Source organism: Gluconacetobacter asukensis (assembly GCF_014174375.1).
Taxonomy (GTDB): Bacteria; Pseudomonadota; Alphaproteobacteria; order Acetobacterales; family Acetobacteraceae; genus Gluconacetobacter; species Gluconacetobacter asukensis.
In genome coordinates, this window is the sequence record NZ_JABEQE010000002.1 from 104,418 (window position 1) to 118,310 (window position 13,893).

Sequence of the window (13,893 nt, forward strand, 5' to 3'; positions counted from 1 at the left end):
CGCGGCCAGAGCGTGATCCGACGCACCCCAGGCGAAGACCCGACAGTCAATGCCCGACCCGGGACGCACGCCAGGCCGCCACCAGCACATATGGCCGGGAGTGTGTGCGCGGAAACGTGGGCTGGTGAGAGAGAGCGGCCCACAGGGCCGCGCCCGTCATGTGTTTCCGAGCACCGGAGCGAAGCAGCCTTGATGGCCGTGAGCACCGGAGCGCAGGCAACGCGCGTCGGATCGCCACCAGCGCATATGGCCGGGAGTGTGTGCGCGGAAGCGTGGGCTGGTGAGCGAGAGCGGCCCATAGGGCCGCGCCCGGCATGCGTTTCCGAGCACCGGAGCGGAGCAGCCTTGATGGCCGTGAGCACCGGAGCGCAGGCAACGCGCGTCGGATCGCCACCAGCGCGCGTTTCCGCGCACACACTAGAGGCGTTCTACGGGGGCGGTGAAGATATACCCCAACCCCCGGACAGTCCGGATCAGGGCTTCGGAATCGTTGCCCAGCTTGCGGCGGAGGCGACTGACCAGAACGTCCACACTGCGATCGGACACATCGCCCAGACGCGTGCGCGACAGTTCCAGCAGCCGGTCCCGCCCGATCACCCGTTGCGGATTGTCCAGGAAGCTGGCCAGCAGATCATGCTCGGCGCCGGAAATATCCACCACCGCGCCCGAGGGGTCGGTCAGTTCGCGCCGGCGCAGATCCAGCGTCCAACCGGCGAATTTCAGCGTTTCACGGCGCGGGGTACTAGGCTGAACCCCGGTCACGCCACCGCTGCCGCGCCGCAGCACCGCGCGGACCCGTGCCAGTAATTCCTTCTGGCTGAAGGGCTTGGCCACATAATCGTCGGCGCCGAGTTCCAGGCCGAGCACGCGGTCCAGTTCCTCGCCCCGGGCCGAGACCATGATGACGGGCGTGTGCCGATCGGGCTGGATGGCCTCGCTACCTGGCGTGCCGCCCCGCCGCAGCGAGCGGCAGAGATCCAGCCCGTTGGTACCCGGCAGCATCACGTCCAGCACGATCAGATCGGCGGGTGATGCCGCCAGCGCGGCCCACATCTCGCGCCCGTCCTGCACGCCCCGCACGCGATAGCCATCGGCCTGCAAGGCCCTTACCAGCAGGGTGCGCATGCCGGGATCGTCCTCGACAACCAGAATGCGGGCAGGCAGGTCGGAATCGGGGGCGGTCTGGGACATCGTCACGGGGTGAATCGTCATTCCTGAAAGCACCGGCCGCCTGATCGGGCCGGGATGACAGAAGGATACCGCAAAATCGGCATCGGCGAAAAGGACCCCATCAATCAGCAAAGGCCGGGCGGAACGATCCGCCCGGCCTCGCCGTATGCCAGGTCATCATGCCGGGCCGTTCATGCCCGGCCACCACTCAGTGATGGGCGGCGGCTGCCGGGGTCAGCTTGAGAACCCAGAGCTGGGCGATATCCCGGGCGCCATTTTCGCCCGCGACGGTCTTGAGCGTCGCGATGGCGTCGGCGGTATGCCCGGCCGCTGCCTGCGCCAGCCCGTAATGCAGCTTGCCGATATTGGGGTCCAGCGGACCCTTCGTCAGCCCCTGCTGCATGACCGCAAGGCCTTTGTCCGCCTGGCCGAAGGTCACGTAATTGTAACCCACGGTCAGCAGTGCATTGCCCGTCGGTGCATTGGCCGCGGCCGCTTCGTCCGCCGCGATGGTGGCCTTCTTGTCGGCCACAGCCTTCACGACCATGGCTTTCAGCTTGGCCTCGCGCGCGGCCCCCGCATCCTTGCCCAGGGCGCCGCTGGCGTAACCGGCATTCATCAGGTCCAGCGCCAGTTGCGGCAGGCCCGCCTGCATGGCCAGTTCGGTCATGTCCATGAAATCGGACGGCGCCGTCAGCACGCCCGCCGCCAGCCGGATGCGATAGACATCAAGCTGCAGGCCGGGCGCCACCTTGGGGTTGGTGATCAGCCCATGCAGGATCAGCGCCCAATATTCCGGCTTGGGATAATAGGACACCAGCGTCACATAGGTGTGGTTCAGCCCCGACTGGTCCTTGAGCTGCGTCTGGCAGGCCGCCAGAAGCTGCAGCTGGGACTCGGCGGGCACCTTGCCGGCCTTGAGCGCGGCATCGATCTGCGCCTGCTGGACGCGCGCCGCATTCTTGTAATCCTGCTGCAGGTAATAGGACTGGATCAGCAGCGTTTCCATCGCCGGGTTGCTGCCGGCGGCTTTCAGATACTGCTCGGTCCCGGCGACGGCCCGGGGATAGTCCTTGGCGGTGTAGGCCATCGTGGCCTCCGCCATCATCATCTGCAGCTTGGCATCCTTGGGAGTGCGGCTGGACGCGATCAGCTTGTCATAGGCGGCCGTCGCCGCCGCCACATCGCCCGACTGCGCCGCGATGGCAGCGCGCATCTGGGTGATGGTATATTCTTCATAGTCCGATTTGCCCGGCACGGCCTCGGCCGCGTCGACCGCGGCCATCGCCTTGGCATAGCTGTGCGCGGCCAGGGCGGCCTGCGCCTGCTGCAAGGGCTTGCCGACCTTGGCACTCAGGGCATCGGCCGCCAGGGCGGACCCGACCGGCGAGACGGAAAACGGAACGGCGGCGATCACGCCGGCAAGCAGGCCGGCGCGGAACAGACGTAATGACATCAGCTCATTGTCCTTCCATGAACTGATCCTGACCTACGATACCCAGCTTGGTAATGCCAAGCCTCTGGGCATCCGCAAGGACATGCGCCACCGTCTTGTAGTCGGCCAGACGATTGGGGTGGATATGCATTTCAGGCTGGTCGGGCTCGGCGGCAGCCTGCTGGAAATGCGCCAGCAGCGATCCCTCGTCCCCGATGGGCTCGCCATTCCAGGAAATGCTGTTGTCGAAATCGATCGCGAGCGTCACGACCTTCGGCACTTCGGTCGAAGGCGGCGGGTTGCCCTGGGGCAGGTCCAGCGCGACCGAATGGGTCTGCAGCGGAATGGTAATGATCAGCATGATCAGCAGCACCAACATGACGTCGATCAACGGCGTCGTGTTGATATCGACCATGCCTTCGTCTTCGTGGGTACTCTCGGAGCCGACACTCATGCCCATGGCGGTGTACTCTCTAAAAAACGCGGACTGCCGGACCGTTCAGGCCGCCCACCCCTGAACCGGTGCGGACGGGCGAACGCGGCGCCCTGATGTGAGATTCCCGGAAGTCCGGGGCCGGCGTGAACCGGCCCCTTGTTCCCCGTCGTTCAGTCCGAGTGCGGCTGCTCGGTGATGAAGTCGACGTGGTAGATCCCGGCTTCCTGACAGGTGGCGATCACCCGCCCCACAGATTCGTAGCGCGACTTGGCATCGCCACGGATCTGGATCTGGGGCTGCGGCTTGATCACCGCCACCTTTTCAAGCCTGTCCAGAAGGTCAGCGCGACTTTTGATCGCGATTTCATTCCAGTAGATCTGCCCGTTCTCCGTCACCGCCAGCACCACGTTGCCGGGCTTGGTCTGAGTGGGCTGGTTGGCGTCCTTCGGCAGGGTCACCTTGATCGTGTGTGTTGCGACTGGGATGGTGATCAGGAAGATGATCAGCAGCACCAGCATGACGTCGACAAGTGGAGTGGTGTTGATGGCGGACACCACCTCGTCTTCATCGCCGCCGCCTCCGACTTGCATCGCCATGTTCAGGCAACCCGGTTGGAGGTGGTGGTGGTGGTCGGCGAGTTATCGGGATGAACCACGATTTCCGGCGCGACACCATGACGGAAGCCACCCAGCAGGATCGACTGCAGGTCGGCGGCGAAGTTGCGGACCTTGTCCATGGCACCCTTGTTGCGACGGACCAGCAGGTTGTAGCCCAGCACGGCCGGAACGGCGGTGCCCAGACCGATCGCGGTCATGATCAGCGATTCACCGACCGGGCCGGCAACCTTGTCGATCGACGCCTGGCCGGCGATGCCGATGGCGGTCAGGGCGTGATAGATACCCCAGACGGTGCCGAACAGACCGACGAACGGCGAGGTGGAACCCACGGTGCCGAGGAAGGCCAGGCCACCCTGCATACGCGCCTGGATGGTGTCGACGGCGCGCTGGATCGACATCGAGGTCCAGGTATGCAGGTCGATCGATTCCTGCATCGTGCCCTCATGGTGCTCGGCCGCGACGATGCCGGTATCGGCGATGTAGCGGAACGGCGAGGACGGCTTCAGCGCGGCGGCGCCTTCCTGGATCGAGGACTTGGTCCAGAAGGTCGTCGCGGCTTCCTTGGCGGCCGAGAACATACGCATCTGTTCGAAGAACTTCGTGATCATGATGTACCACGTGCCCAGCGACATGACGACCATGATCAGCAGGACGCCGCGGGCGATGATGTCACCATTGCGCCACAGCGCATCCAGGCCGTACGGGTTGCCCGCCGGCTTGGCCGGGGCGGCGTCTTCGGCCGGCGGCGTCACGGGAGCCGGGGCGGACGCATCGGCGGCCGGAGCGGCCGGGGCAGCACCATCGGCGGGCGGGGCGGCAGGAGCCGAACCGTCGGTCGGCGCGGCCGGAGCGGCGGCGGGGGCCGATGCGTCGGGCGCCGGAGCAGCCGGCGCCGTGGCGGCAGGAGCCGACGCGTCAGGAGCGGGAGCGGCGGCCGGAGCGGTGGACTGTGCGTCCTGAGCCACCGCGATCACGGGCGACGAGACGCTCAGAATGGCAGCCAGGGCCGACGCGGCAACGACAGGAACACGGTGCAGTCTGGTCATGTACTCCAAATCCTCTGTGGTAAATGGCCCGTTTACCGGAACCCCGGAACCGTCGGACTTAACATCCGGCCGGCCCCGGTCGTTAGGTGACCCTCAGTCGTTGCTGAGCCTGAAGGTAATCGTATACGGATGGCGGAACTCCTTGATGGGCACGCCATTCTTCACCGCTGGCTGATACCGGGCGCGGCGGACGTAATCCAACGCGGCCTGGGAGAAAGACTGCCCACCCTGCACGCTCGTCACGGCGCAGTTGCTGGTCGACCCGTCCTGCTCCACGTCGCACACCACGGTCACGCGGCCTTCCCGATTCTCCTCGAGCATTTCCTCGGGATATTCGAGCTTGACGTTGTTGACCGGACGCGCACCCGCCAGATGATCCGGAACCGGCGGCCCGACCGGCGCGTTCTGCGCCGACGGCGGCACAGGCGGCGAAGGCGGCACAGGCTTCGGCGGTGGCGTATGCGTCACCTGCTTGATCACCTGCTGCGGCGGTGGCTGAATCTGGATCTTCGGCGGCGGAATGTACGGCGGCGGCGGCTGCGTCATCACCGGCGGCGGCGGCGGCGGTGGCGGCGGCGGCGGCGGCTTTGGCTCCGTAATAATCTTGGTCTGGATGGGCGGATGCAGCTCCTGGACGATCTTCGCCCCGAGACCGTTCATCAACGCCCAGATCAGAACCACGTGCAGGAGAACAACGACAGTTATGCCGATGATATGCTTCGTCGGACTGCGTTGTTGTTCCGCGTAGTTCATGTCGAAACCTCCTTAACCCTCTCGTCCACGCCGGTTTCGGCACTCAAAACCACAACAAATCAGGACCACTGCGCAGCGTCCGACCCTCCGCCCGGGTAAACCCGGGCCATGCCGTGGCGCGAACCACGGGCACGTGCGAAAGGGCGTAACAGACTACATCGGGATCGTGCATCCCCTGCGTTCCGACCTGACCGGACAGACATCGAAATGCCGCCAAGCCGTCGAATTGGGCTATTGCGCCCATCCGATGTCAAGCAAGATATTTATCGAATTTGAAACGAGTAATTTGTCATCAGTGGCCCAAAAAATGGCCATATTAACAACCTGTCATAAATGGCCAAAAACTGGCGATTTTTGAGATCGTGCCCGTTTTTCTGCCATTTTTCGCGCCGAGTCCGATTTCGTTGCGAATCCGACACAACGGCCGGCCGGCGCCATGCGGCCTCGTTCACCGCGCTGACGAAGCCTCAACGCAAGAGGCCGGGACCGGGTTCGAATCCATCGCGCGGCACCGAACCGCACCATGGAGACGGCCAAAAAAAAGGGCGGCCGAAGCCACCCTTTCCTGCCGCCGGAGATATCCCGCGATCACTGTGCGGAGGCGCTGGCCTCGGACCGGGTGGCCCCCACCCGGGCGGCCAGGGCCGCCGCCATGAAATCGTCCAGGTCGCCGTCCAGCACGGCGCCGGGATTGCCCCGCTCGACATTGGTCCGCAGGTCCTTCACCAGCTGGTAGGGCGCCAGCACGTAGGAACGGATCTGGTGCCCCCAGCCGATATCGGTCTTCGCCGCCTCGGTCTGGGCTGCCGCGGCTTCGCGCCGTTGCAGTTCCTGCTCGTACATGCGGGCCTTCAGCATCGTCATCGCCGTGGCCCGGTTGCGGTGCTGCGACCGGTCGGTCTGGCAGGCCACGATGATGCCGGTGGGAATATGGGTGATACGAATCGCGGATTCCGTCTTGTTGACGTGCTGTCCGCCCGCGCCCGAGGCCCGGAACGTGTCGACCTTCAGGTCGGCTTCGTTGATCTCGATCTCGATCGAATCATCGACCACCGGATAGACCCACACCGAGGCGAACGAGGTCTGCCGCCGCGCGGCGGCGTCGAAGGGCGAAATCCGCACCAGCCGATGCACGCCGGCCTCGGTCTTCAGCCAGCCATAGGCGTTGGGACCGGACACCTGGATCGTCGCCGATTTCAGCCCCGCCTGCTCGCCCTCCGAGCTTTCCATCAGCGTGACCTTGTAGCCATGCTGTTCGGCCCAGCGCGTGTACATGCGCAGCAGCATCTCGGCCCAGTCCTGGGCCTCGGTACCGCCCGCGCCGGCATTGACTTCCATGTAGCAGTCATTGCTGTCGGCCTCGCCGGACAGCAGGCTCTCGGTCTCGCGGCGCTTGGCCTCCTCGGCCAGGTCGCGCAGCATCCGCGTGGCGTCCTTCAGGACGGCCTCGTCGCCTTCCATCTCGGCCAGTTCGACCAGATCCAGCGTATCGCGGACATCGGCTTCCAGCCGCTGCACCCCTTCGACCTGCCCGGCCAGGAGGGTGCGCTCGCGCATCAGCTTCTGGGCGGCATCCGGATCGTTCCACAGATCCGGGTCCTCCGCCCGATTGTTCAGTTCGGCCAGGCGGCCAAGTGCGACATCCCAGTCAAAGATGCCTCCTCAGCAGTGCCACCGACTGCTTGATCTGGTCGTTGAGAGCCTCGGTCTCGGCGGACATGGAACAGGAACTCCATCGGTCAAGAGGGGCAGCCGACCGGCGGCCTGCCCGACAGGAAATGCAAACGGGGTCAATACAGGCCGCCCATGCCGATGTCACCCCCGGCGCCCGGCGCGGCCGGGGCGGCGGCCGACGGTACGGGCTGGCCCGGCACGGCGCCGGGGCCGGTCGCGGGGCCGCCCGCGGGCGCGGCGGAAGGCGATGCCGCCATGTCGCTTTCGGAATCCGGCATCGTCTCGGCGCCGGTATCCTCGGCGGTCAGCGCGCCGGTCGCCGTGGCGTTCAGGTCGGCACTGATGCCCGGCACCTGGTCGGGCTTGAAGGCATCCATCGCCATGCCCATCCCGGTATCGTACCGCGTCAGCGTCAGCCCCTGCGGAACGGGGAAATCCAGCTTCGGCCGGTCGGCCAGCACCGCCTTCATCACCCGGTTCCAGATCGGGCCGGCGATCGTGCCGCCGGTCTCGTTCTTGCCCAGGGTCTGCGGCGTGTCGAACCCGACCCAGACGATCGTCACGATATCGGGCGAGAAACCAGCGAACCACGCATCGTTGAAATTCTGGCTGGTGCCCGTCTTGCCGGCAATGGGGCGGTCGATCCCGTGCCCCGCCCGGGTCCCGGTTCCGCGCAGGATCACGTCGCGCATCATCGTCACGATCTGGAACGTGCTGGCCGGCGAGGCCACCTGCGGCCGCGTATCGACCAGCACCGGCCCATCGGCCGGCGCGGCCATCGCCGCCGCAATCGCCGCCTGTGCCAATGCCGGCGTCTGGCCACCCGCGGAGGCCGATTGCGGCGCCGCAACGGCGGACGCGGGGGCGCCAGATGCGGGCGTGGCGGGACCGGGCGTGGCCGCCGCCTGCAAGCCCAGGCCCGGCGGCTGCCACAGCACATGGCCGTCGCGGTCCTGCACATTGTCGATCAGGGTCGGCGTCACCAGCCGTCCGCCCGCCGCGATGGTGGCATAGGCCCCGGCCTCGCGCAGCACGGTCGTCTCCACCGCGCCCAGGGCGGCGGGCAGGACATGGGGCATGGCATCAACCAGTTGCAGCGACGTGGCCATGTTCGCCACCGATTTCATGCCGATATGCGCCGCCAGGCGAATGGTCACCAGATTGCGCGATTCCCGCAGCGCGTCATGCAGGGTGGTGGGGCCCCAGAAATCCTTCTCGTAATTGTTCGGGTGCCATGTGCCGTACGAAACCGGGGAATCGTCGAATTTCTGCGACGGCGAAATCCCCTGCTCCATCGCCGTCAGATAGACGAACGGCTTGAAGGACGATCCGGGCTGGCGCAGCGCCTGGGTGGCGCGGTTGAACTGCGACTGGCCGAACGACCAGCCGCCCACCATCGCCAGCACCCGGCCCGTCCGCACGTCCATCGTCACCAGCGCGCCTTCGACCTTCGGCACCTGGCGCAGCGCCACACCGCCGCCCTCGGCCTGCGGCTCGACCATCAGCAGGTCGCCCGCGTGCGGGGCCCGCATGCGGCGCATCCAGGCCATGTCGCGCGCCAGCAACCGGCCGGTGCGCGGTTCGGCACGCGCCGCCGGCCCTTCCAGCCAGCCGACCTCGCCCGTCGACGGCGACAGCAGGACCCCAAGCCGCCAGGAGTCCAGCATGCCGGGCAGCCGCGCCGTACCAGCCAGGGCGGGGACCCACTGGCCGGCGTTCGCCACACCGTCCAGATGCCCCACCGGCCCGCGCCAGCCGCCATGATCATGGTCATAGGCCATCAGCCCGTCACGCACCGCTGCCGTGGCGACCTGCTGCAAATGCGGGTCCATGCTGGTATGGACCAGAAGGCCACCCTGCATGGTGGTGTCCTGCCCGTACCGCTCGATCAGCTGGCGACGCACCTCCTCGCCGAACCATTCCGAACCCGGGACCGGGCCGGGGCGGGTGAAGGATTGCGGCACCAGCGGCTCGTTCTGGGCGGCGCGGGCCTCGCTATCGGAAATGGCACCGGTCTCGGCCATGCGCTGCAGCACCCAGTCGCGCCTTCCCTTGGCGGCGTCGGGGAAGCGATAGGGGTTGTAGTTGGTGGGCGATTTCGGCAGCGCGCCCAGGAACGCGGCCTCGGCATCGTCCACCTGGTCCAGCGGCTTGTTGAAATAGGTCTGGGCCGCAGCGCCCACGCCATAGGCACCCGCGCCGAGATAGATCTCGTTCAGGTAGATCTCCAGGATCTTTTCCTTGGGCAGGGTCTGCTCGATCCGGATCGCCAGCAGGGCTTCCCTTGCCTTGCGTTCCAGCGACAAGGTCTGCTTCGATCCCAGCAGCATGATGCGCGCCACCTGCTGGGTGATCGTCGAGGCTCCCATCGGGCGGTGCCCCCGATGCACGGTCAGGTCGCTCAGCCCCGCGCGGATGATCGCGAACGGGTCGACGCCGCCATGGGTATAGAATTTCTGGTCCTCGGCCGCGATGACGGCATTCTTCACCCGGGCCGGAATGGCCGAATAGGGCACGAAGATGCGCCGTTCGGCCGCCAGCTCCGCCATCACCTTGTCATCGCCGGAATAGAGGCGGCTCATGACCGGCGGCTGATAGGTGCGCAGCCCGTCCACCGTCGGCAGGTCGGCCACCAGCTGCTCGTATTTCGTCCAGGCCACCAGCCCGCCCGCCAGCGTCACCAGCAGCACCACGGCCGCCCCGCCACCCAGCAGGCGGCGGACCAGCCGGAAGCGCGGCCGGCGTGGGCCGCCGCCCGGCCCGGTCAGGCCGAAGCCACGCCGGGGCTGGCCCGGGGCCGCGCCTTCGACGACATCGCCCCCGACGCGCGAGGTGACAAGCAGCCGGCCGTCACGGCCTGATCCGTTACGAAAAATCATCCAGGGTCCAATGGGCGAAGGGCAAGGGAACGAGATCCGTCATGACGGGCAAGGACGCCTCTCCTAGCATTCTCGGGCCGCGGCGTCGCCCCCCGGGCAGGGGCGTCAACCATCCGCCTGACGGCGCCATTCCGCGCGCCCCTCCTGCTCCAGCCGGGTGAAGGTCGCATCGTCCAGCACCAGTCCGGCGGCGGCCACATTCTCTTCGACGTGCGCGGGGCTGCCGGTGCCGGGGATCGGCAGCATCACCGGGGCCCGGCGCAGCAGCCAGGCCAGCGCCACCTGTCCCGGCGTGGCCCCCATATCGCGCGCCGTCCGGTCCAGCACACCCCCTTCCCGCGCCAGCGAGCCCGCCGCCAGCGGCGCCCAGGGAATGAAGCCGATCCCACGCGCGGCGCAATAATCCAGCACGTCCTCGGACGCGCGATTGACCAGATTATAGCGGTTCTGCACCGTCACGACCGGGAAGAAGCGCTGGGCCCGCTCGATCATCTCCACCGACACTTCGGACAGGCCGACATGGCGGATCAGCCCTTCCGCGCGCATCGCGGCGATGACCTCGAACTGCACCTCCGGCGGGCAGTCCGGCCCCACGCGATGCAACTGCCACAGGTCGATCCGCTCCACGCCCAGGCGGCGCATGCTCATCAGCACGCACTGGCGCAGATAGTTCGGATTGCCCACCGGCCGCCAGATGTCCGGTCCATGGCGGGTGTGGCCGCCCTTGGTCGCGATATGCAGCCCGGCATAAGGGTGCAGGGCCGCGCGGATCAGATCCTCGCTGACATAAGGGCCGTAACTGTCGGCGGTGTCGATCAGGGTAACCCCGCAGGCCACCGCGCGGCGCAGGGTTTCCAGCGCGCGCTCGCGGTCGGGCGGGTCGCCCCAGATTCCGCGCCCGGTAATGCGCATGGCACCGAACCCCAGGCGCGCGACCGGCAGGTCGCCGCCAATCAGGAACGTGCCGGCCTGGCGTGCATCGGGACGGGGCATGAAGGCTCTCCTCGAACATGCGCGCCGGGCGGAAACGAACGCACCGTCCCGGCAGCTAGGGCAGGAAGATGGCGGCACCAAGGCAGCCCGGCCTTTCACACCCGCGTCGGATCGCCACCAGCGCGCGTGTCCGGGCCGAGATTCAGCCGAGCATTCTGCCTATGACGCGCGCGGTATAATCCACGACGGGAATAATGCGCCCATAATTGAGCCGCGTGGGCCCGATCACGCCGATCGCACCCACGATGCGGTTACTTTCGGTCCGCGCCGGCGCCACCACCACCGAGGTGCCGGACAGGCCGAACAAGCCACTTTCGGCCCCGATGAAGATCCGTACGCCGTCCGATTCCTGGGCCAGTTCCAGCAGGCGCAGCATCGTCTCCTGCGTTTCCAGCCGCTCGAACAGCATCTGGATGGTGGACAGGCGCTCGATCTCCGTCACGTCGGCCAGCAGACGCGCCTGGCCGCGCACGAACAGCGTGCCGCCACGGTCCACGTCGCTCCACGTCGCCAGCCCGCTGGCCACGATCTCGGCCGTCAGATGGTGCAGTTCGCTGCGATTGGCGCTCATATCCGCACTGACATGCGCGCGCAGATCCTCAAGCGAGCGGCCGGCCAGCTGGGCATTGAGGTAGTTCCCCGCCTCGACCAGCGCCGAGGGCGGCAGGCCGATCGGGGTCTCGATCACCCGGTTTTCCACCTGCCCGTCCGCGCCCACCAGGATCACCAGCGCGCGCCGGGGGCCCAGGGCCACGAATTCGATATGCTTCACCGCCCCATCACCCTTGGGCGCCAGCACCAGCCCGGCGGCCGAGGACAGGCCGGACAGCATCGACGACGCCTCGGCCAGCGTGTCCTGCAACGAGCGCCCGCGCATCTCCAGCGAGTTGGTGATGGTCTCGCGCTCATCCTCGCTCAGGCTGCCGAACTGCAGCAGGCCGTCGACGAACAGCCGCACCCCCTTTTCCGTCGGCAGCCGGCCGGCCGACGCGTGGGGCGAGAACAGCAGCCCGGCCTCGGTCAGGTCCGCCATCACATTGCGGATGGTGGCGGGCGAGAGCGGCAGCGGCAGGCGCCGCGACAGGGTGCGCGAGCCGACCGGCTCGCCGGTTTCGACATATTGTTCGACGATCTCGCGCAGGATCGCCGCCGAACGGGCATCCAGCCCCGGCGGCAGGGCCGGACGGGAAGACAGCGTGCCGGGATTCATCCTGCTTGAAGCCTCCACGTTCGCAGCCGGAAATACCGGCCGAATTGAGCACTATACGAGGTTGCCGCCAAAGTTTCGATGCCGCCTGAACAGGTGGCGCGCGGGGCAACCGCTGCAACGGAATCTGGAGGCGCCGGCAGGCGATGACAAGCGCGGGCTGGCCATTATCCCCCGGCTCGGGCTATGCCCGCCTTTTCGGCGGCCCGCCCCGGAATACCCTGCCTGTCGATGCGGAGTATCGTTTGCCCATGACCACCCGCCCCTCGGGCCGCGCCCCCGACGCGCTACGCCCCGTCTCCATCGAAACGGGCTTCGCCCGCCACGCCGAGGGATCGGCCCTGATCCGCATGGGCGGGACGGAGGTGCTGTGCGCCGCCAGCGTCGAACCGCGCGTGCCGCCCTTTCTGCGCGGCCAGGGCAAAGGTTGGGTGACGGCGGAATACGGCATGCTGCCCCGCGCCACCCACACGCGTGGCGCCCGCGAGGCCGCAAAGGGCAAGCAGTCGGGCCGCACGCAGGAAATCCAGCGCCTGATCGGCCGCTCGCTGCGCGCCGTGACGGATTTGAGCGCGCTGGGCGAAATCTCGATCACTGTCGATTGCGACGTGCTGAACGCCGATGGCGGCACCCGCTGCGCCTCGATCACCGGCGCCTGGGTCGCCCTGCGACTGGCGCTGGAAAAGCTGGTGCGCAACCGCGTCCTGGCCCGCGTGCCGCTGACGGCGCAGGTCGCCGCGATCTCCTGCGGCCTGACCGGGGCCGGGCCGGTGCTGGACCTTGATTATGACGAGGACAGCGCGGCCGCCGCCGACGCCAATTTCGTCCTGACCGAGGCCGGCGGCATCGTCGAGATCCAGGGCACGGCCGAGCAGGCCCCCTTCTCGCAGGCGCAGTTCGAGGCCCTGCTGCGCCTGGCGCAGGACGGCACGCAGCATCTGTTCGCCGCCCAGCGCGCGGCGGTGGACGCCGCACTGGGCGCGCGGAGCGACGCGTCGTGAGCGGGGCGGAGGCACGCCGCCTGGCCGGTGGCGAACGGCTGGTCCTGGCCAGCCACAACAAGGGCAAGCTGGCGGAATTCGACGCCCTGCTGAGCGGGTATGGCATCACCATCGTCTCGGCCGGCCAGCTTGGCCTGCCCGAGCCCGAGGAAACCGCCGACAGCTTTACCGGCAACGCGGCGCTGAAGGCCGTGGCGGCGGCACAGGCCAGCGGCCTGCCGGCACTGGCCGACGATTCCGGCCTGTGCGTCGCCGCCCTGGGGGGCGCGCCGGGGATCTATTCCGCCCGCTGGGCCGGCCCCGACAAGGATTTCCCCGGCGCCATGGCCCGCATCCACGAAGGCATCGGCACGGACGAAGACCGGTCGGCCTGGTTCATCTCCGTCCTGTGCCTGGCCTGGCCCGACGGCACCGTCCGTACGTTCGAAGGCCGGATCGACGGGCAGATCGCCTGGCCGCCCCGTGGCGCCCACGGCCATGGCTACGACCCGATCTTCATGCCGGACGGCGAGACCCGGACCTTCGCCGAGATGCCGGAAGCCGAGAAGAACGCCATCAGCCACCGCGCCCGCGCCTTCGCTGCCTTCCGCGCCGCCTGCCTGCCTCCCGGATGAGGCAGGGGACAAGGGCGTTGCCCGGCTCTGCCCTTGACCCACCAAAGGGCAGCGCCCTTTGGAAACCC

At 67.6% G+C, this 13,893-nt stretch carries 12 protein-coding genes; 2 read left to right on the forward strand and 10 right to left on the reverse strand.

All coding sequences use genetic code 11. The features are described 5' to 3' along the window. Window positions 1–417: 417 nt before the first annotated feature. The 10 genes from HLH35_RS02855 to hrcA all read right to left on the reverse strand — a co-directional run bounded on the left by HLH35_RS02855 (window position 418) and on the right by hrcA (window position 12,213). Window positions 418–1,212, reverse strand: a complete 795-nt coding sequence (locus HLH35_RS02855; protein ID WP_246384798.1) for a response regulator transcription factor — start codon at window positions 1,210–1,212, stop codon at window positions 418–420. 166 nt (window positions 1,213–1,378) lie between these two features. Beyond that, a complete protein-coding gene (locus HLH35_RS02860; RefSeq protein WP_246384799.1) occupies window positions 1,379–2,626 on the reverse strand; it encodes a tetratricopeptide repeat protein in 1,248 nt (415 codons plus the stop codon). A 4-nt stretch (window positions 2,627–2,630) separates the two neighbouring features. After that, window positions 2,631–3,065 carry an ExbD/TolR family protein gene (locus tag HLH35_RS02865; RefSeq protein ID WP_182977702.1) on the reverse strand — a complete coding sequence of 145 codons (435 nt, stop codon included), beginning with the start codon at window positions 3,063–3,065 and terminating at the stop codon, window positions 2,631–2,633. Between the two features lie 146 nt (window positions 3,066–3,211). Beyond that, window positions 3,212–3,637 (reverse strand): ExbD/TolR family protein, encoded by a 426-nt coding sequence (locus HLH35_RS02870; protein WP_182964793.1) that lies wholly within the window; start codon window positions 3,635–3,637, stop codon window positions 3,212–3,214. 2 nt (window positions 3,638–3,639) lie between these two features. Then, the gene (locus tag HLH35_RS02875; RefSeq protein ID WP_182977703.1) at window positions 3,640–4,704 is read right to left on the reverse strand and encodes a MotA/TolQ/ExbB proton channel family protein; all 1,065 of its coding nucleotides are present in this window, start codon (window positions 4,702–4,704) and stop codon (window positions 3,640–3,642) included. A gap of 93 nt (window positions 4,705–4,797) precedes the next feature. After that, window positions 4,798–5,457 carry an energy transducer TonB gene (locus tag HLH35_RS02880; protein WP_182977704.1) on the reverse strand — a complete coding sequence of 220 codons (660 nt, stop codon included), beginning with the start codon at window positions 5,455–5,457 and terminating at the stop codon, window positions 4,798–4,800. A 588-nt stretch (window positions 5,458–6,045) separates the two neighbouring features. After that, window positions 6,046–7,177 (reverse strand): peptide chain release factor 2 gene (gene prfB, locus HLH35_RS02885; RefSeq protein ID WP_182977705.1). Its coding sequence is split into 2 segments (ribosomal slippage): window positions 6,046–7,107 and window positions 7,109–7,177, totalling 1,131 coding nucleotides; the frame shifts between segments, so codons are not numbered across the junction. A 70-nt stretch (window positions 7,178–7,247) separates the two neighbouring features. After that, window positions 7,248–10,010 (reverse strand): penicillin-binding protein 1A, encoded by a 2,763-nt coding sequence (locus HLH35_RS02890; RefSeq protein ID WP_182977706.1) that lies wholly within the window; start codon window positions 10,008–10,010, stop codon window positions 7,248–7,250. A gap of 105 nt (window positions 10,011–10,115) precedes the next feature. Beyond that, window positions 10,116–11,003 carry an aldo/keto reductase gene (locus HLH35_RS02895; RefSeq protein WP_182977707.1) on the reverse strand — a complete coding sequence of 296 codons (888 nt, stop codon included), beginning with the start codon at window positions 11,001–11,003 and terminating at the stop codon, window positions 10,116–10,118. A gap of 142 nt (window positions 11,004–11,145) precedes the next feature. After that, window positions 11,146–12,213, reverse strand: a complete 1,068-nt coding sequence (gene hrcA / locus HLH35_RS02900) for a heat-inducible transcriptional repressor HrcA (protein WP_182977708.1) — start codon at window positions 12,211–12,213, stop codon at window positions 11,146–11,148. 248 nt (window positions 12,214–12,461) lie between these two features. Here hrcA and rph point away from each other — a divergent pair, with 248 nt between their 5' ends. Both rph and rdgB read left to right on the forward strand, forming a co-directional pair. Then, on the forward strand, window positions 12,462–13,211 hold the full coding sequence (rph, locus tag HLH35_RS02905; RefSeq protein WP_182977709.1) for a ribonuclease PH: 750 nt from the start codon (window positions 12,462–12,464) through the stop codon (window positions 13,209–13,211). Then, complete coding sequence (gene rdgB, locus HLH35_RS02910; protein ID WP_182977710.1) at window positions 13,208–13,825, forward strand: RdgB/HAM1 family non-canonical purine NTP pyrophosphatase; 618 nt, start codon at window positions 13,208–13,210, stop codon at window positions 13,823–13,825. The genes rph and rdgB overlap by 4 nt, the downstream gene beginning before the upstream one ends. Window positions 13,826–13,893 lie beyond the last annotated feature (68 nt).